Origin of the sequence: Parabacteroides sp. AT13, from assembly GCF_002272965.1 — a bacterium.
Lineage (GTDB): Bacteria > Bacteroidota > Bacteroidia > Bacteroidales > Tannerellaceae > Parabacteroides > Parabacteroides distasonis.
Window position 1 is genome coordinate 2,642,041 of record NZ_NQMH01000001.1, and the last position, 18,236, is coordinate 2,660,276.

Annotated in this window: 19 protein-coding genes and 1 pseudogene; 18 read left to right on the top strand and 2 right to left on the bottom strand. The window is 45.5% G+C overall.

Features of this window, described 5'->3' with window-relative positions; genetic code table 11:
- Positions 1 to 103: 103 nt before the first annotated feature.
- The 7 genes from guaB (at position 104) to mutL (ending at position 9,309) form a co-directional block, all read left to right on the top strand.
- The gene (gene guaB, locus CI959_RS10940) at positions 104 to 1,579 is read left to right on the top strand and encodes an IMP dehydrogenase (protein ID WP_005853938.1); all 1,476 of its coding nucleotides are present in this window, start codon (positions 104 to 106) and stop codon (positions 1,577 to 1,579) included.
- Positions 1,580 to 1,687: 108 nt separating this feature from the next.
- The gene (locus CI959_RS22015; protein WP_022192248.1) at positions 1,688 to 3,274 is read left to right on the top strand and encodes a peptidylprolyl isomerase; all 1,587 of its coding nucleotides are present in this window, start codon (positions 1,688 to 1,690) and stop codon (positions 3,272 to 3,274) included.
- Positions 3,275 to 3,287: 13 nt separating this feature from the next.
- Positions 3,288 to 4,142, top strand: coding sequence for a hypothetical protein (locus CI959_RS10950; RefSeq protein ID WP_022192247.1), 855 nt, complete (start codon positions 3,288 to 3,290; stop codon positions 4,140 to 4,142).
- 25 nt (positions 4,143 to 4,167) lie between these two features.
- Complete coding sequence (locus tag CI959_RS10955; RefSeq protein ID WP_008778716.1) at positions 4,168 to 5,532, top strand: peptidylprolyl isomerase; 1,365 nt, start codon at positions 4,168 to 4,170, stop codon at positions 5,530 to 5,532.
- Positions 5,529 to 7,130 carry an OstA-like protein gene (locus CI959_RS10960; RefSeq protein WP_057317375.1) on the top strand — a complete coding sequence of 534 codons (1,602 nt, stop codon included), beginning with the start codon at positions 5,529 to 5,531 and terminating at the stop codon, positions 7,128 to 7,130. Before CI959_RS10955 ends, CI959_RS10960 begins: the two co-directional genes overlap by 4 nt.
- 29 nt (positions 7,131 to 7,159) lie before the next feature.
- Entirely contained in the window at positions 7,160 to 7,462 is a 303-nt protein-coding gene (locus CI959_RS10965) for a hypothetical protein (RefSeq protein WP_005853948.1), read from the top strand.
- Positions 7,462 to 9,309 carry a DNA mismatch repair endonuclease MutL gene (gene mutL / locus CI959_RS10970; RefSeq protein WP_005853950.1) on the top strand — a complete coding sequence of 616 codons (1,848 nt, stop codon included), beginning with the start codon at positions 7,462 to 7,464 and terminating at the stop codon, positions 9,307 to 9,309. Before CI959_RS10965 ends, mutL begins: the two co-directional genes overlap by 1 nt.
- 168 nt (positions 9,310 to 9,477) lie before the next feature.
- Here the strand turns inward: mutL and CI959_RS21820 are convergent.
- Together CI959_RS21820 and CI959_RS21520 are read right to left on the bottom strand one after the other, a co-directional pair.
- A pseudogene (locus tag CI959_RS21820) lies at positions 9,478 to 9,585 on the bottom strand (hypothetical protein); the annotation flags it as partial.
- On the bottom strand, positions 9,539 to 10,429 hold the full coding sequence (locus CI959_RS21520; protein ID WP_011966834.1) for a VapE domain-containing protein: 891 nt from the start codon (positions 10,427 to 10,429) through the stop codon (positions 9,539 to 9,541). The pseudogene CI959_RS21820 and the gene CI959_RS21520, both read right to left, overlap by 47 nt.
- Positions 10,430 to 10,743: 314 nt before the next feature.
- Here CI959_RS21520 and CI959_RS10985 point away from each other — a divergent pair, with 314 nt between their 5' ends.
- The 11 genes from CI959_RS10985 (at position 10,744) to rplV (ending at position 18,234) form a co-directional block, all read left to right on the top strand.
- Complete coding sequence (locus CI959_RS10985; protein ID WP_008779936.1) at positions 10,744 to 11,340, top strand: HU family DNA-binding protein; 597 nt, start codon at positions 10,744 to 10,746, stop codon at positions 11,338 to 11,340.
- Positions 11,341 to 11,559: 219 nt separating this feature from the next.
- Positions 11,560 to 11,970 carry a 30S ribosomal protein S12 gene (gene rpsL / locus CI959_RS10990; RefSeq protein ID WP_005853956.1) on the top strand — a complete coding sequence of 137 codons (411 nt, stop codon included), beginning with the start codon at positions 11,560 to 11,562 and terminating at the stop codon, positions 11,968 to 11,970.
- Between the two features lie 153 nt (positions 11,971 to 12,123).
- Positions 12,124 to 12,600: a 30S ribosomal protein S7 gene (gene rpsG, locus CI959_RS10995; RefSeq protein WP_005853957.1), complete on the top strand. Its 477-nt coding sequence runs from the start codon at positions 12,124 to 12,126 to the stop codon at positions 12,598 to 12,600.
- A gap of 22 nt (positions 12,601 to 12,622) precedes the next feature.
- Positions 12,623 to 14,749: an elongation factor G gene (gene fusA / locus CI959_RS11000; RefSeq protein WP_005853959.1), complete on the top strand. Its 2,127-nt coding sequence runs from the start codon at positions 12,623 to 12,625 to the stop codon at positions 14,747 to 14,749.
- 22 nt (positions 14,750 to 14,771) lie between these two features.
- Positions 14,772 to 15,077 carry a 30S ribosomal protein S10 gene (gene rpsJ, locus CI959_RS11005; RefSeq protein ID WP_005853961.1) on the top strand — a complete coding sequence of 102 codons (306 nt, stop codon included), beginning with the start codon at positions 14,772 to 14,774 and terminating at the stop codon, positions 15,075 to 15,077.
- Between the two features lie 19 nt (positions 15,078 to 15,096).
- On the top strand, positions 15,097 to 15,714 hold the full coding sequence (gene rplC / locus CI959_RS11010; RefSeq protein WP_005853963.1) for a 50S ribosomal protein L3: 618 nt from the start codon (positions 15,097 to 15,099) through the stop codon (positions 15,712 to 15,714).
- On the top strand, positions 15,714 to 16,343 hold the full coding sequence (rplD, locus tag CI959_RS11015) for a 50S ribosomal protein L4 (protein ID WP_005853966.1): 630 nt from the start codon (positions 15,714 to 15,716) through the stop codon (positions 16,341 to 16,343). Before rplC ends, rplD begins: the two co-directional genes overlap by 1 nt.
- An 11-nt stretch (positions 16,344 to 16,354) precedes the next feature.
- The gene (gene rplW / locus CI959_RS11020) at positions 16,355 to 16,648 is read left to right on the top strand and encodes a 50S ribosomal protein L23 (RefSeq protein WP_005853968.1); all 294 of its coding nucleotides are present in this window, start codon (positions 16,355 to 16,357) and stop codon (positions 16,646 to 16,648) included.
- Between the two features lie 8 nt (positions 16,649 to 16,656).
- Positions 16,657 to 17,481, top strand: coding sequence for a 50S ribosomal protein L2 (rplB, locus tag CI959_RS11025; RefSeq protein WP_005853970.1), 825 nt, complete (start codon positions 16,657 to 16,659; stop codon positions 17,479 to 17,481).
- Between the two features lie 20 nt (positions 17,482 to 17,501).
- A complete protein-coding gene (gene rpsS, locus CI959_RS11030) occupies positions 17,502 to 17,771 on the top strand; it encodes a 30S ribosomal protein S19 (protein ID WP_005634738.1) in 270 nt (89 codons plus the stop codon).
- A gap of 52 nt (positions 17,772 to 17,823) precedes the next feature.
- A complete protein-coding gene (gene rplV / locus CI959_RS11035) occupies positions 17,824 to 18,234 on the top strand; it encodes a 50S ribosomal protein L22 (RefSeq protein WP_005853972.1) in 411 nt (136 codons plus the stop codon).
- Positions 18,235 to 18,236: the final 2 nt, after the last annotated feature.

The window sequence follows — 18,236 nt, forward strand, 5'->3', positions numbered from 1 at the left end:
AAAGTTTATTTTCTTCCGAATCGAATTTTTAATTTCTCCCGTATCGATTTATTGCGTGAAAAGTCGTATATTTGCGCGCAATAATTTTTAAAGCATAAGTTCTATGTCATTTATTGCAGACAGGGTAGTTATGGATGGGTTAACGTTTGACGATGTATTGTTAATCCCAGCTTATTCGGAAGTTCTTCCTCGTAATGTCGATCTCACGACAAAGTTTTCACGTAATATCACATTGAATATACCGATGGTGTCGGCCGCTATGGATACGGTTACCGAGGCCAAGTTGGCTATCGCTATCGCCCGTGAGGGAGGTATTGGTGTGATTCATAAAAACATGACGATCGCCGAGCAGGCAAAGCAGGTCCAGACCGTTAAACGTGCGGAGAATGGAATGATCTATGATCCGGTGACTATCACGAAGGGCAAGCGTGTGGCGGATGCCTTGGCAATGATGGCTGAATATAAGATTGGCGGTATTCCCGTGGTGGATGAAGGCGGGTATTTGGTAGGTATCGTGACAAACCGTGACTTGCGTTTCGAGAAGGACATGAACCGTTCTATCGACGAGGTGATGACGAAAGAGAATTTGGTCGTAACCGGACAATCTACGGATATGGAGGCCGCCGCTCAGATCCTTCAGGAACATAAGATCGAGAAGTTACCGGTGGTCGATAGCCATAATAAGTTGATCGGCTTGATTACCTATAAAGATATAACGAAAGCGAAAGATAAACCGAAGGCTTGCAAGGATTCGAAAGGTCGTTTGCGTGTAGCTGCCGGTGTAGGCGTTACGTTCAATACCTTCGAGCGTGTAGCCGCTTTGGTGGATGCCGGGGTGGATGCTTTGGTGATCGACACGGCACATGGTCACTCAAAAGGTGTGGTGGATGTCTTGAAACAGATTAAGGCGCAATATCCGCATATTGATTGTGTGGTCGGTAATATCGCTACGGGCGAGGCTGCTAAATATTTAGTGGAAGCCGGGGCGGACGCCGTGAAGGTAGGTATCGGTCCGGGTTCGATTTGTACAACTCGTGTGATCGCTGGTGTGGGTGTTCCCCAGTTGTCGGCTATTTACGATGTGGCGAAGGCGTTGGAAGGAACTGGTGTGCCTTTGATCGCCGACGGTGGCTTGCGTTACTCCGGTGATATCGTGAAGGCGATCGCCGCTGGTGGATCTTCCGTGATGATGGGATCTCTGTTGGCGGGTGTAGAGGAGTCGCCGGGCGATACGATTATCTTCAATGGCCGAAAGTTTAAGTCTTACCGTGGAATGGGGTCGTTGGAAGCTATGCAAAAGGGGTCCAAGGATCGGTATTTCCAAGATGTGGAGGACGACGTGAAGAAGCTGGTTCCGGAGGGAATCGCTGCCCGTGTTCCGTTTAAGGGTTCTTTGTATGAGGTCATTTACCAAATGGTAGGTGGTTTACGTGCGGGAATGGGTTATTGCGGGGCTCATAATATCGAGGAGTTGCATAAAGCTCGTTTTACTCGAATCACCAACGCAGGTGTGCAAGAGAGCCATCCGCATGACGTAGCGATCACGCAAGAGGCTCCGAATTATAGCCGCGGTGAATAGTAATACAAGTTTTACGTTTTATAAAAAACACTAATTTAATGGGATAGCATACTTTTCTTGTCGGCTCTCCGTTAGATTAGTGTTATTTTTGTAATGTATATTCGTGCTATGGTAAAAGAATTTTTGATGAAAAAGTTACTTATTTCATTAGGGGTATTCGCTTGTGTGACAGTTAACGCTCAAACCGCATCCGATTCGGTCGTTATGACGGTCGCTGGAAAACAAGTGCCTTTATCTGAATTTATTTTTATCGCGGAGAAGAATGGAGAGGTGGATTTATCGAATACAAAGTCCGTCAAAAACTATGTCGAGCTATTTAAAAATTTTAAGCTAAAAGTAGCGGAGGCGGAATCTTTAGGGATCGACCAGACATCCTCATTCAAAAGTGAGCTGGATGGATACCGGGCTCAGTTGATCGATAGCTATATGTCGGATAAGGAGGGTGAGAAAGCGGCTGCCCGTGCGGTATATGACCGTGGGGATCACTCGGTAGAGTTGACCCACATCTTATTCCGTTTGCCGGAGAAGACGGTCTCCAAAGATACGGTAGCTGTATATCAAGAAGCCATGCGAGTATACGAACGTCTCCAGAAAGGAGAGGATATGGAAACAGTCGGAAAAGCTTTGGCCGAGAAGGATAAGGAGCATGTCGCTTGCGAATATGTACGTTGCTTGCTCCCGATGCAATCCCTAAAAGTGTTTGAGGATGCCGCCTATTCCTTGCCGATTGGCGTGGTGTCTGAACCGGTTCGCACGAAATTAGGATTTCATTTGATAAAAGTCCATAGTCGTAAACCCAATCCGGGGCGGATACATGTCGCTCATATCTTGATCGCCTTCCCGAAAGATTCCGCTATTCAGGACTCATCGGCTTTTCTGGCAAAAGCGCAAGCTATCTATAAGCAAGTACAAGAGGGAGCTGATTTTGGCGAGTTAGCGAAAGAATATTCTGGGGATGCTGCTTCCGCTAAGAAAGAGGGAGTATTACCTTGGTTTGGGGTAGGCGAGATGGTCCAGCCTTTTGAGCAAGCCGCTTTTGCGTTGAGCAAGCCGGGTGATTTATCCGAGGTGGTGGAAACTCGTTTTGGTTACCATATCATTAAGTTGATCGATAAGAAGGGACGCCCTTCGTTTGAGGAAGAGGAAAAAGCTTTGTCGAGACGTATGGGGCAGGGTGAACGTAACTTCGAGTTATATAAAGCTTTCGACGATCGTATGAAAAAAGAATACGGATACGTTTTCTATCCGGAAGCCTATGCGGAGCTGCAAGCGTTATGTAATGATTGTTTCCCCACGGACGAGGCGTTTTATGAGAAAGCGAAGGATATGAACAAGACGCTTATGCAATTGGATGGAAAGGATTTCCCGCAAGCGGAGTTCGCTTATTATATCCAACGTTGTCCGTTCTCGACAAAAACGTATGCGGGTGATTTTATGCAAGAGATCTATGATTTGTTTATCCGCGATATCGTAACGACCGCCGAGCGTAAGAATCTGGAGACAAAACATCCGGAGATCCCTCATTTGATGCAGGAGTACCGGGATGGGATTCTGTTGTTTGAGGTCAGCAACCGGGAGATCTGGAGCAAACCCTCCGCCCAGCAGAAGGTGTTGGAAGCGAAGTGGATTGCGGATTTGAATAAAAAATATCCGGTGACTGTCAACTGGAAATTATTGAAGAAACTAAAGAAATAAAATAAAGATAGATATGAGGATAGTCTTCATGTTCCTAACGTTCGTTGTGTTGTTGGGTGCCTGTAAAGGTTCTCAGCCAGCTGATACTACGGATGTCTTGGTTAGCGTGAAAGGACGTACCCTAAATCGTTCGGAGGTGAATAAGCTAATACCCCGGGGGATTTCCTCCGCAGATAGTCTGTTGCTGGCCGAGGGCTTTACCAAGAAATGGGTAAAGGATGTATTGGTGTACGATGTGGCTTTGCGTAACTTAGGGGATGAGAAAGAGGAGGTCGATAAATTGGTAGAGGAGTACAGGCGTTCCTTGGTTCGTTACCGTTATCAGGAACGATTGGTGGAGGAGAAGCTGAAAACTGATATCCGGGAAAGTGATAAATTAAACTATTACGAGGAAAACCAGAAAAAGTTTATCTTGGATAAAGGCTTGATCAAGGGATTATTCTTGAAAATCCCGGTTGATGCCCCGGGACTTACCGATGTCAAAAAGTGGTACAAATCCACAGATGTGGCCTCTTTAGAAAAAATTGAGAAGTATAGTGTGCAAAATGCCACGATTTATGAGTACTTTTACGACAAATGGGTTGATTTCGATGAGGTAATGGATAATATACCGATCCATGTGTCGAATCCGAATGCGTTTCTGAAGGCGAATAAGTATGTTGAGGTGGCGGATAGCAGTTATTGTTATCTGTTGAATATCAAGGAATATTTACCTTCCGGCAGTGTGGAGCCATATGATTATGCCAGTTCGCACGTCACGGAAATGCTGGTCAACCAACGAAAAGTTGAATTCTTGAAAAAATTTGAAGACGAGTTATATAACGATGCGATCCGGAGCGGTGACGTGGAATTCCATTCCGAGCCGTGATCTCTAATTTTATAAATGGGTAGACATGATGAAAAAGATTTTAAGTGTATTCTTTCTTGCCTGTTGTTCTTGCATTGTAATGGCGCAAGACAATGTGATCGATGAAATTGTGTGGGTGGTAGGAGATGACGCTATTTTACGTTCGGATATTGAGACGCAGCGTTTGTATAATCAAAACGAGGGGGTCCGTTTGGATGGCGACCCGTATTGCGTGATCCCGGAGCAGATGGCGATACAGAAACTATATCTGAATCAAGCTAAGATCGATAGTATTACCGTGAACGAGAACCAAGTGATCCAGAGCGTGGATCAATGGATGAACATGGCTGTGAACCAAATCGGGTCTCGCGAGAAATTGGAGGAATATTTCGGTAAGAAATTTTCCCAGATCAAGGATGAGCGTAAGGAGATGGTGCGGGAGCAGCAGGTAGTGCAACAGATGCAGCATCAATTGATCGGCGAGATCAAGCTGACACCTTCCGAGGTGCGTAAATATTTCAGCCAGTTGTCTCAGGATAGCCTGCCGAACATCCCTACGACTGTAGAGGTGCAAATCGTTACCTTGGAACCGAAGATTCCGTTTGAGGAAACAGACGCCATCAAGGCCCGCTTACGTGATTTCACGGAGCAAGTTAATTCCGGTAAGATGGAATTCTCTACGTTGGCTCGTTTGTACTCGGAAGATCCGGGTTCGGCGTCTCGAGGAGGGGAGTTAGGTTTCATGAGCAAGACACAGCTGTTGCCGGAGTTCGCGAACGTTGCGTTCAACTTGAAAGACCCGAAACGTGTCTCCCAGATCGTACAGACGGAGTATGGTTACCATATCATCCAATTGATCGAGAAGCGTGGAGACCGTATCAACTGCCGCCATATCTTATTGAAACCGAAGGTTTCCGATAAGGAGTTGGCGGATGCTACCACTCGTCTGGATTCATTGTACAATGATTTGCAGGCGAATAAGTTCACGTTTGAGGAAGCCGCTACATTCGTCTCTTATGACAAGGATACACGTAATAATAAGGGTTTGATGGTAAACCAAGATTACGAGAGCAGCAATATGGGAACCCCTAAGTTCGAGATGCAAGAACTTCCGCAGGAAATCGGTAAGGTGGTATATGGCATGAAAGTCGGAGAGATCTCCAAGCCTTTTACCATGTTGACGAACAAGCAGAAAGAGGTAGTAGCTATTGTTAAGCTGAAAGCTCGGACGGAAGGACATAAGGCGAATTTGGCCGATGACTTCCAAGCTTTGAAAGCGATCGTAGAGGCTAAGAAACGTGAGGAATTATTGAACGACTGGATCACGAAGAAACAAAAATCAACCTACGTGCGTATTAGTGACGGTTGGAGGAATTGTGATTTCAAATATCCGGGTTGGATTAAGGAATGAGACTAATTAACAGGTTATTTCTAGCGCTCTTATCGTGTGCTTTATCGGTTGGCGTATTTGCGCAAACGCAAGATAGCACGGTGGTAGCCGCCAAAGATAGTGTCGCTCCCAAGAAGACGAAGGTCTTTTTGGAGCATGCGAATACGCTTTCGTTCGATAAGGAGAGGAACGCCGAGGCTCAAGTACTGAATGGTGATGTTTGTTTTCGCCATGATAGTTCGTATATGTATTGCGATAGCGCATATTTCTTTGAGCAGACCAATTCCTTGGAAGCGTTTAGTAATGTCCGGATGGAACAAGGGGATACCTTGTTCGTGTATGGAAATTACCTGTTTTACGATGGAAATACCCAGATCGCTTATTTGCGGGAGAATGTCCGCATGGAGAATGGGCAGGTTACCCTGTTTACGGATAGCTTGAACTATGAGCGAATCCCGGATATCGGATATTATTTCGACGGAGGTCTGATTGTCGATTCCTTGAATCAGCTCTCTTCTTTTTATGGGCAATATTCGCCTAGTACGAAATTGGCTATCTTCAATGATAGCGTCCGTCTGGAGAATGAGCAATTCACGTTGTATTCCGATACCTTGCATTATAATACGGACTCGAAGATCGCCACGATCCTCGGACCATCCATAATCGTCTCGGATAGCGGCACGATCTATTCTTCCAGAGGTTGGTACGATACCGTGAATAATACCTCTTTGCTATTGGATCGTTCTCAGGTGGTTTCCGGCGACCGTATCTTGACGGGCGACTCTATCGCCTACAACCGGGAACTGGGTTTTGGGGAAGCGTTCGGTAATATGAGTCTGCAAGACACGGCGCAGCATGTCATGCTGGAAGGCCAATATGGCTTTTACAATGAGAAGAGCGAGTATGCTTTCGCTACGGATAGCGCCCGTTTCTTGGAATTCAGCCAAGGGGATACATTGTTTCTGCATGGTGATACCTTGAAGATGACTACGGTGGACTCCCTTTACCGGGAAGTAAAAGCTTATTACGGCGTCCGTTTCTATCGGACGGATATGCAAGGTGTTTGCGATTCGATGCAGTTTAATACAAGAGACTCTATATTATATATGTATACGGACCCTATCGTTTGGAATGAACAGTATCAGATCTATGGGGATACGATCTTGATATTTATGAATGATAGCTCGATCGATTTCGCTCACGTGAAGCAATTCGCTTTCGCAATACAGCAAATCGATTCTACCGCATTCAATCAATTAAAGGGAAATGACTTGAAGGCTTATTTCGAGGGACAGGTCGTGAATCAGATCGATGTGTCGGGCAACGCCGAATCTATATTTTTCCCCTTGGAGAAGGACGGTTCGATGGTCGGCATGAACGAGACCAAAAGCGGTTTCCTTACGATCTGGCTAAAAGACAATAAGTTGGATAAACTGAAAATCTGGCCGACTCCAACAGGTGCGATGACCCCTATTCCTGATTTGAAGCCCGACCAGAAATACTTGAAAGACTTTTATTGGTTTGATTATATCCGTCCTAAAGACAAGGATGATATTTATCAGGTCGTGAAAAGAAAAGCTCAAGATGCTCCGAAAAGAAGCAATAAATTCGTACATTAGCGTCGTATTCATAATTAATAGGTAAAGCTATGGCACTTTTCTCGTTTTATAACATGCGCAAGCCGCGTCAATTTGATCATAAGCCTATTTATTGGGACCCCCATAAGGAAGCCTTGGAGGAACGTATAAGCAAGGTCAAACGTGAAATGGGTGTAGAGGAGCCGTTGGAGGAATATAAGCCGCATATCAAGGGAACTTTCATTGAAGGTACCTCGCATCTGAAGAAAAGCGTGGGGCGAGGCGAGGATTCCCGGGCTCGTAGGTATAAGAATGTGAAACTGGCGGTGGCCTTGGCGGTCTTGGCTGCTTTCTTTTGGTATTTGTTCTGGTAATGAGCGATATCATTCATTTACTTCCGGACCATATCGCCAATCAAATTGCGGCGGGAGAGGTGATTCAACGTCCGGCCTCTGTCGTTAAAGAGTTGGTCGAGAATGCGGTGGACGCTGGCGCTTCCAATATCCAAGTGAACATTAAGGATGCGGGTAAGACATTGATACAGGTGATCGATGACGGGAAAGGTATGTCCGAGACGGATGCTCGCATGGCTTTTGAGCGGCACGCTACTTCTAAGATTTCTACGGCCGAGGATTTATTCTCTTTGCATACGATGGGTTTCCGAGGTGAGGCATTGGCCTCTATCGCCGCTGTCGCCCATATAGAGTTGCGTACCCGGGCTAGAGGGACCGAGCTTGGCACTTGCCTATCCATCGCGGGTTCCAATCTGGAGAGTATCGAGCCGGAGGCTTGTAACGAGGGAAGTATCTTCTCGGTAAAGAATCTTTTCTTTAATGTTCCCGCCCGCCGGAAATTCTTGAAGTCGAATGAGACGGAATTCCGGAATATCATCAATGAGTTCGAGCGAATCGCCTTGGTGAATCCGCAGGTGGGTATGTCTCTTTATCATAATGATGCGGAGATATTCAATCTGCCCGAGTCGGGGTTACGTCAGCGCATCATTAATATATATGGTAAGAGTTTAAACCAGAAGTTGCTCTCTCTGGATGCCCAAAGTTCCATGGTGACTATTTCCGGTTTCGTGGGGCGTCCGGACTCGGCGAAGAAGCGAGGGGCATTGCAGTTTTTTTTTGTGAATGGTCGTTATATGAAGCATCCTTATTTCCATAAGGCGATCATGCAGGCCTATGAGCAATTGATTCCTGCCGGGGATATGCCGAATTATTTTGTTTATTTCACGTTGGATCCCTCCTCGATCGATGTCAATATCCATCCGACAAAGACGGAGATTAAGTTTGAGAACGAGCAACCGATCTGGCAGATCTTGATGGCCGCTACCCGGGAGGCGTTGGCTAAATCGAGCGCTATCCCTACGATTGATTTCGATGTGGAGGACGCGATCGATATTCCTGTTTACAACCCGGTCAAGAAAAGTGAGCCTAGTACTTATAAGGCCCCGAAAGTGCAAGTGGATTCCAGTTATAATCCGTTTGACACTACTTCCTATAAAAAACCGGAATTCGATTGGTCTAAATTATATCAAGGGTTTGAGAACGACCGAGTGGCTGTCCAACGGGAGTCCGAGACTTTCGAGGATGCCCCGATCGAGGAATTGCCGGCCGAGGCTTCGGATCCGGAAAAACTGTTTACGGAGGTAAGCAATCCTTGCTATCAATATAAAGGGCGATATATCGTGACATCCTTGAAATCGGGTCTGGCGATTATTGACCAGCATCGTGCGCATGTGCGTATCTTGTTTGACCAATACCTGTCGAATATCCGTCAGCAACAAGGTGTATCCCAACAAGTCTTATTCCCGGAGATCGTAGAGTTTACCGCTGCCGAGGCGGCTGTACTGCCTTCCTTATTGGAGGATTTGTGCTTCGTCGGCTTTGATCTGAGCAATCTGGGAAATGACAATTACGCGATCAATGGCCTGCCCGCCGGTATAGAGAACCTTGATCCGGTAAATTTGGTAAAGGATATCGTGGACCGGGCGATCGAGACCGGATGCGCAGTGCATGAGAAAATCTGCGAGGCCATCGCCTTGTCTTTAGCCAAAGCCGCCGCTATCCGTCCCGGCAAATCCTTATCCTTGGAAGAGATGGATCATCTGATCGCCTCCCTGTTCTCTTGTTCGGACTCGAACCTGACCCCGGATGGAAAGACGATTATCTCCATGCTGACAGATGAGGAGCTGGAGAGAAGATTTAAGTGCTAGGGATGATTTCGATGACATAGGTTTCACGGCTGCATTTACATTTAGGTTTCCCGGACATGCGGCCCGGAAGCAGGCGTGGAACACATCTTCCTCGATCGGACGTTTATAGAAAGCCTCATTCGATCGCATGATCGCCTCCTCCTTTGCGGAGGTGAACCAATGGCGCTCTCCTTTTTGTAACTCGTTTTTCAGCTGGGCGTAGATTTGATCATGCTCGATACCTTCGCAATTAATCTTGCTTTGCACCTCCACGCATAGGAAACGGCGGCTTCCCGTGGGGTCGCTTAATAGGTTCTTCTGGTTCGTAGTGCCAATAAATGAGGCTAGGCGGGGTAGGGGGGGAATGCTTGGCGTGTGCCTTGCGTACGTTCATTCCGGCCATCTGCATCCAATTTTTCAGTAAAGCCATTTTACGGTCGGGCAACCGGTCGAACTCATCGAGGTTGATGAGTCCGAACAATCCAAGCTTCTGCTCCATTTGCGTCGAGGCGCTAAGGTCTACGCTATCCGTGTAATAGCGGACTAGCGAAGAAGGCATCAGCGACTTGCAAAAGGTAGACTTCTGACATCCTTGACGCTCGCTGACTAAAATGGGAGCCAAGCTATTTGCGTGCATTCGGTCCGAACCCATCCATTGCGAGGCCAAGGCGAGCATCCAGCGATGAAACCCCTCCACCCATAACGGTTCTGAGGAGACCCGTCGTGCCAGATCGCTTACCCGGTCTTTCCCGTCCCATTCGGGTAACCACTCCATATATTGCCGGAAAGGATGATACTCTTTTACTTCTTTTGAATATACGAAACGATTCACATCCCGATCCCTGCAATCGATCCCCGTCCGTCTTGCCTCCATGCAAATGCTATTTAGGTCACGTTGCGTCACCGGATAGAAGCGATCCGTTTCCAATTGTTTGTATCGATATTCAGTCTCCTCGCTCAACAAGTTGAAGTGGAATTCGATCCGTTCTTGGAGGAAAGTCTCCAGACTCTTTTGAAGGATAGAGTTGCTGTTGCTCGATCGTTTCGCTTTACCTTCGTTTGGGTGTGGTACGGTGATCGACCCGTCCGGTTTTAAGAAGCGAAGCCATAATTGGCCTAAAAAATCCAATACAGTTTTCATGACGCTATGTTTTAGAGGTTGTTTTTACTGTTTCATTTTGCGGATATAAGCTGTTAACTTGCGGTTTTCCAAATGTTTATATTGTCATTTGAAATAAAAGTAATCTGTGCGAAATACTAGGGAAAACTATTGTTTAAGTGGTATGGATGTAGTACCTTTGTTAAGTGCTTATAATCTTTTCACCTATGTGAAAAGAACGTATCACAATCATGAAACGATCGTTTCACATAGGTGAAAAGATCATATCACCCTTGTGAAATGACTAATAGCATACGATGTTTCGATGAATAACCTTTTAATCTCATACTAGATATATGGCAGCAAAATATGACTTTTACAAGACTCCGGTATCGAAGGACAGCACGAAGCGTCCTCGTTTTCACGCACGTATCGTATCATCCGGCACGATCGATACGGATGATCTGGCCAAACGTATCCATGGACGGTGTACCGTCACGCCGGCAGACGTAGCCGCCGTGCTTATCTCTTTAAGCGAGGTGACAGCGGAATATTTGCGTGAAGGAAAACGTGTACATATCGATGGGTTGGGGTATTTGCAAGTCACGTTGCAATGCCCGGCCGTACAATCCACGCACGAGATACGTGCGGAGTCCATCCGTTTCAAGTCCGTGGCTTTCCGTCCCGAGGTAGAGCTGAAAGATAGCTTGAAGACGATGACGCTGGAACGAGCCAAGTACAAATCCCATTCCCGCCAATTGGAGCCTGATCGTATCGACCAATTGCTCGCGAGTTATTTTGCCGAGCATGAATATATGACCCGTGTCGCCTTCCAGCGGCTTTGCGGCCTGACGAGCAGTACGGCCAGCCGCCGCCTGCATCAATTTGTCGAGGCGGGTAAATTGCGTGATATCGGCACCCGCCACCAGTCGCTTTACGTGCCAGTGAGGTAAATAGAGATAGTGAATGTTAAATATTAATAAATACGGCTAGGGCCTACCTTGCCAAACGGGAACAAATATGTACCTTTGCACCGTTTTTAGTGCGGAGTATACGAAAAAAACAGGCACAACTTATTGATTGTCCGAAAATAATGCGTAACTTTGCGGCTCGAAATAGGAAAAGATTAGATAAATAATAATAACACATTCAAAGTTTAAAAAAAGAAAGAAATGCCTACAATTCAGCAATTAGTTAGAAAAGGAAGGGAAACTTTGGTGGAGAAGGGTAAATCACCCGCATTGGACGCTTGTCCTCAAAGACGTGGCGTTTGCGTACGTGTTTACACTACGACTCCGAAGAAACCTAACTCTGCAATGCGTAAAGTAGCGAGAGTACGTTTGACAAATGGTAAGGAAGTTAACTCCTATATTCCGGGAGAAGGACACAACTTGCAAGAGCACTCTATCGTATTGGTACGTGGTGGTCGTGTAAAGGACCTTCCGGGTGTGCGTTATCACATCGTACGTGGTACGTTGGATACAGCGGGTGTTAACGGCCGTACGCAAAGACGTTCCAAATATGGAGCTAAGCGTCCGAAACCGGGTCAAGCAGCAGCTGCCGCAAAAGGTAAGAAGAAGTAATTAATTACATGCCTTCAAACTGAGATTTAAATTTAAGTATTAAAACAGGTTTGAGTTATTTGGATAGGCTATAAGGTTGAGTAAATGGTTCAGCGGAACCGTTGAAGACAAATTAAAGGCAACCAACGACAAGAACAAATTTTTGAAAACAAAATGAGAAAAGCAAAACCAAAGAAAAGACAGATCCTTCCGGATCCTGTTTTCGGTGATGTAAAGGTTACGAGATTCGTTAACCATTTGATGTATGATGGCAAGAAAAATACTGCCTTCGAAATTTTCTATTCCGCTTTGGAAACCGTTAAGGGCAAATTGCCTAACGAGGAAAAGTCCGCTCTCGAAATTTGGAAAGCTGCGCTTGATAACATTACTCCTCAAGTCGAAGTTAAGTCACGCCGTGTAGGTGGTGCTACATTCCAAGTCCCTACTGAAATCCGCCCGGATCGTAAAGAGTCAATTTCTATGAAGAACCTTATTATCTTCGCTCGTAAACGTGGAGGTAAGACTATGGCTGACAAGTTGTCTGCAGAGATTGTAGATGCTTTCAATAACCAAGGTGGCGCATTCAAAAGAAAAGAAGATATGCACCGTATGGCTGAGGCTAACCGTGCGTTCGCTCACTTCAGATTTTAATTTTTAAGGCAATAAAAAGAATATGGCAAACAACGATAAGCAATTGATGTTCACTAGGAACATCGGTATCATGGCTCACATTGACGCTGGTAAGACAACGACTTCTGAACGTATCTTGTTTTACACAGGTTTGACACACAAGATCGGTGAGACTCATGATGGTACTGCTACAATGGACTGGATGGCGCAGGAGCAGGAGCGTGGTATCACGATTACTTCCGCTGCTACGACTACATTCTGGAACTATTTGGGCAACCGTTATAAAATCAACTTGATTGACACTCCGGGACACGTTGACTTCACGGTTGAGGTTGAACGTTCTCTTCGTGTATTGGATGGTGCTGTTGCTACATTCTGTGCCGTAGGTGGTGTTGAGCCCCAGTCTGAGACTGTATGGCGTCAGGCTGATAAATATAATGTACCTCGTATCGGTTACGTTAACAAGATGGACCGCTCGGGTGCTAACTACTATGAGGTAGTACGCCAATTGAAGGACGTATTAGGAGCTAATCCTTGTCCGATCCAGATCCCTATCGGAGCTGAGGAGACTTTCAAGGGTGTTGTCGACTTGATCAAGATGAAGGCTATCTTCTGGCACGATGAGACTATGGGTGCCGAGTATAGCGTAGAGGAGATCCCGGCAGACTTGCAAGCTGAGGCTGAGGAGTGGCGCGACAAGATGCTTGAGGCTTTGGCTGAGTGCGACGACGCTATCATGGAGAAATACTTCGATGATCCTTCTACGATCACGGAAGAGGAGATCATGGTTGCTATCCGCAAGGGTACGTTGGCTATGCAGATCAACCCGATGACTTGTGGTTCTTCTTTCAAGAACAAAGGTGTACAGACTTTATTGGATGCAGTTTGCGCGTTTTTGCCTTCTCCTGAAGATACTCCGGCTATCGAGGGTACGGATCCTTCAGATCCTGATAAAATAATCACTCGTAAACCTTTGTTCGAGGAGCCATTGACGGCGTTGGCATTTAAGATCGCTACCGACCCGTATGTAGGTCGTTTGTGCTTCTTCCGTGTATACGCAGGTTCTATCAACGCTGGTTCTTATGTGTTGAACACTCGTTCCGGAAAGAAAGAGCGTATCTCCCGTTTGTTCCAGATGCACTCTAACAAACAGAACCCGATGGAGGTGATTGGTTGTGGTGATATCGGAGCAGGTGTTGGTTTCAAGGATATCCGTACAGGTGATACGCTTTGCGACGAAAACCATCCGATCACATTGGAGTCTATGGAATTCCCGGAACCGGTTATCGGTATCGCTGTAGAGCCTAAGACTCAGAAAGACATGGATAAGTTGGGTATGGGCTTGGCTAAGTTGGCCGAGGAGGATCCTACTTTCCGCGTACAGACAAACGAGGAGACAGGTCAGACCGTTATTAGCGGTATGGGTGAGCTTCACTTGGATATCATCATCGACCGTTTGCGTCGTGAGTTCAAGGTTGAATGTAACCAAGGCCGTCCGCAGGTTACTTATAAGGAGGCTATCACGCAGCCGGTTGAGCTTCGCGAGGTTTACAAAAAGCAATCTGGAGGTCGTGGTAAGTTCGCTGATATCATCGTTCGTATGGAGCCGGCTGACGAGAGCTTCGAGGGTACTTTGCAATTCATCGATGAGGTGAAGGGTGGTAACATTCCTAAGGAATTTATCCCGTCCGTACAGAAAGGTTTCGAGAAGGCTATGAAGAACGGTGTGTTGGCAGGTTATCCGCTTGACAAGCTGAAAGTGACTTTGATCGATGGTTCTTTCCACCCGGTAGACTCAGACCAGTTGTCTTTCGAGATCGCCGCTATCCAAGCGTTCAAGAACGCTTCCGCCAAGGCAGGTCCTGTATTGATGGAGCCGATCATGCAGATGGAGGTTGTTACTCCAGAAGAGAGCATGGGTGACGTTATCGGTGACTTGAACAAGCGTCGTGGACAAGTTGAGGGTATGGAGACTAGCCGTACGGGAGCCCGTATCGTGAAGGCTAAGGTTCCATTGGCTGAGACATTCGGTTATGTGACAGCTTTGCGTACGATTACTTCAGGTCGCGCTACATCTTCAATGCAGTTCTCACACTACGCTCAAGTATCCTCTTCTATCGCTAAGCAAGTATTGACAGAGGTGCAAGGTCGCGTTGATTTGATCAAATAATATTTAGAAACATATAATAAATATGAGCCAAAAGATCAGAATTAAATTGAAGTCTTACGATTATTCTCTGGTAGACAAGTCTGCCGAGAAGATCGTAAAGACGGTAAAGGCTACAGGTGCTATCGTTAGCGGTCCTATACCTCTTCCTACGCACAAACGTATCTTTACAGTGAACCGCTCTACTTTCGTTAACAAGAAATCTCGTGAGCAGTTCGAACTCTCTTCTTATAAGAGATTAATCGATATCTATAGCTCAACTGCGAAGACAGTTGACGCTTTGATGAAGCTAGAATTACCTAGCGGTGTAGAAGTAGAAATTAAAGTGTAAGTTTTTAACAATTAGTGAAATGCCAGGATTATTAGGAAAAAAAATCGGAATGACATCCGTTTTCAGTGCCGAGGGAAAAAATCTTCCATGCACTGTTATCGAAGTGGGTCCTTGTGTGGTTACACAGATCAAGACTTTGGAGAAAGATGGCTACGAAGCTGTACAGTTGGGTTTCCAAGAGAAGAAAGAGAAGCACACGACACAGCCTGAGATGGGTCACTTCAAGAAAGCCGGTGTAGCACCTCAAAGACACTTGGCCGAGTTCAAGAATTTCGAAACTGAGTACAAGTTGGGTGACGTGATCACTGTAGATTTCTTGGAAGACGCAGGTTTCGTGGATGTAGTGGGTACATCAAAAGGTAAAGGTTTCCAAGGTGTAGTAAAACGTCATGGTTTTGGTGGTGTAGGTCAGACTACTCACGGTCAGCATAACCGTGCTCGTAAGCCGGGTTCTATCGGTGCTTGTTCTTACCCCGCAAAGGTATTTAAGGGCATGCGAATGGGCGGCCAGATGGGTAACGAACGTGTAACCGTTCAGAATCTTCAAGTGATCAAGGTAATGCCGGAACACAACCTTTTATTGGTAAAGGGATCTGTTCCAGGAGCAAAAGGTTCAATCTTATTAATTGAAAAGTAATGGAACTGAGCGTATTTAATATTAAAGGTGAAGATACCGGAAGAAAGGTAACTTTGAACGATGCGATCTTCGGCATTGAACCCAACGATCATGCTATTTACTTGGACGTAAAGCAGTATTTGGCAAATCAACGTCAGGGAACGCATAAGTCTAAAGAGAGAAGCGAAGTATCTGGTAGTACACGTAAGCTGATCCGTCAGAAAGGTGGTGGTGGCGCACGTCGTGGTGATATTAACTCTCCGGTGTTGGTTGGTGGTGGCCGTGTATTCGGTCCGAAGCCTCGTGATTATGAGTTCAAGCTGAACAAGAAAGTAAAATCTTTGGCTCGTAAGTCAGCATTGAGCTACAAGGCAAAGAACAATGCGATTGTTGTCGTAGAGGATTTCACAATGGAAGCTCCTAAGACTAAAGAATTTATAACAATTGCTAAAAACTTGAAAGTGGCTGATAAAAAGTTACTTATGGTTTTACCGGAGAAGAATAATTTAGTATATTTGTCCGCTCGAAATTTAGAGAAGGCAAGTGTAATAACTGCTTCTGAACTAAATACATACGCTGTGTTAAACGCTGTTAATTTGGTTTTAACGGAAAGTTCAGTCGCTGTTGTTGAACAAAATTTTAAAGCATAAGGAGTAGAATAATGGGAATTATTATTAAGCCTATAGTAACTGAGAAACAAACAGCGATCACAGAGAAATTTCCGAATCGCTATGGTTTTCGTGTTTCTCCTGATGCCAACAAATTGGAGATTAAGAAAGCTGTAGAGGATATGTACAGTGTTACAGTAGTTGATGTTAACACCATCAACTACTCTGGAAAGCGTAAAAGCCGTTATACAAAATCAGGTATCATCAACGGCAAGCAAGCTGCTTTCAAGAAAGCGATCGTAACGTTGAAAGAAGGAGAAACAATTGATTTCTTTAGTAATATCTAAAAAGAGAAATGGGAATACGTAAATTAAAGCCCACGACACCGGGGCAGAGACACAAAGTTATTGGTGCATTTGATAAAATCACTGCAAGTACACCAGAGAAGTCTCTTGTAGTAGGTAAGAAGAGTACAGGTGGACGTAACAACACTGGTAAGATGACAATGCGTTATATCGGTGGCGGTCACAAACAAAAGTACAGAATTATCGATTTCAAGAGAAACAAAGATGGCATTCCTGCGACAGTAAAGTCTATCGAGTATGATCCTAACCGTTCATCTCGTATCGCTTTGTTGTATTATGCGGACGGAGCAAAGAGCTATATCATCGCTCCGAACGGATTGGAAGTTGGCCAAACAGTGGTTTCAGGTAGCGACGCCGCTCCTGAGGTAGGTAATACTTTGCCTATGGCAAATATTCCCGTTGGTACTATTATTCACAATATTGAGCTTCGTCCTGGACAGGGTGCCAAAATGGTACGTTCCGCAGGTGCATTCGCTCAGCTGACTTCAAAGGAAGGCGCTTATGCGATTATTAAGATGCCTTCTGGTGAAACTAGAAAGATTCTTGCGGCTTGTAAGGCTACAATTGGCGCAGTTGGCAACTCAGACCATGCTCTTGAAAAATCAGGTAAGGCCGGTCGCTCTAGATGGTTAGGTCGTCGTCCTCGCAACCGTGGTGTTGTTATGAACCCGGTTGATCACCCAATGGGTGGTGGTGAAGGTCGTTCTTCCGGAGGTCATCCTAGATCCCGTAATGGCTTATATGCTAAGGGCTTGAAGACTAGAGCTCCTAAGAAGCATTCTTCAAAGTATATTATTGAAAGAAGAAAGAAATAATCTGATTAATTAAGTAAACTATGAGTCGTTCGCTAAAAAAAGGCCCGTATATTAATGTAAAGCTTGAGAAGAAAGTTCTGGCAATGAATGAGTCAGGAAAGAAAGCCGTAGTTAAGACATGGGCAAGAGCTTCAATGATTTCGCCTGATTTCGTAGGCCATACTATTGCAGTTCATAATGGAAATAAATTTATTCCTGTTTTCGTAACCGAGAATATGGTAGGCCACAAGTTGGGAGAGTTCTCACCGACACGTACTTTCCGCGGTCACGCCGGTAACAAGAAGAAATAATATCGGTAGTAACAGGAATTCAGGAATCTGAAAATAAAAAGAATCGAATAAAATGGGTGCTAGAAAAAGAATATCAGCTGAAGCAAGAAAAGAAGCCCAAAAGACCATGTATTTCGCGAAGTTGAACAATGTTCCTACCTCTCCTCGTAAGATGCGTTTGGTAGCAGACATGATTCGCGGTATGGAAGTATTCCGTGCGCTTGGTGTTTTGAAGTTTTCTAACAAGGAAGCTGCAGCAAGAGTAGAAAAATTGCTTCGTTCAGCAATCGCAAACTGGGAACAGAAAAATGAACGTAAAGCAGAAGCAGGAGAGTTATGCGTATCTTCAATCAGCGTTGATTGCGCTACTACGTTGAAGAGAATGCGTCCGGCTCCTCAAGGAAGAGGTTACAGAATTCGTAAACGCTCGAACCACGTAACTCTGTTTGTTGATACACTTAGTAAAAACGATAGTCAAAATTAATT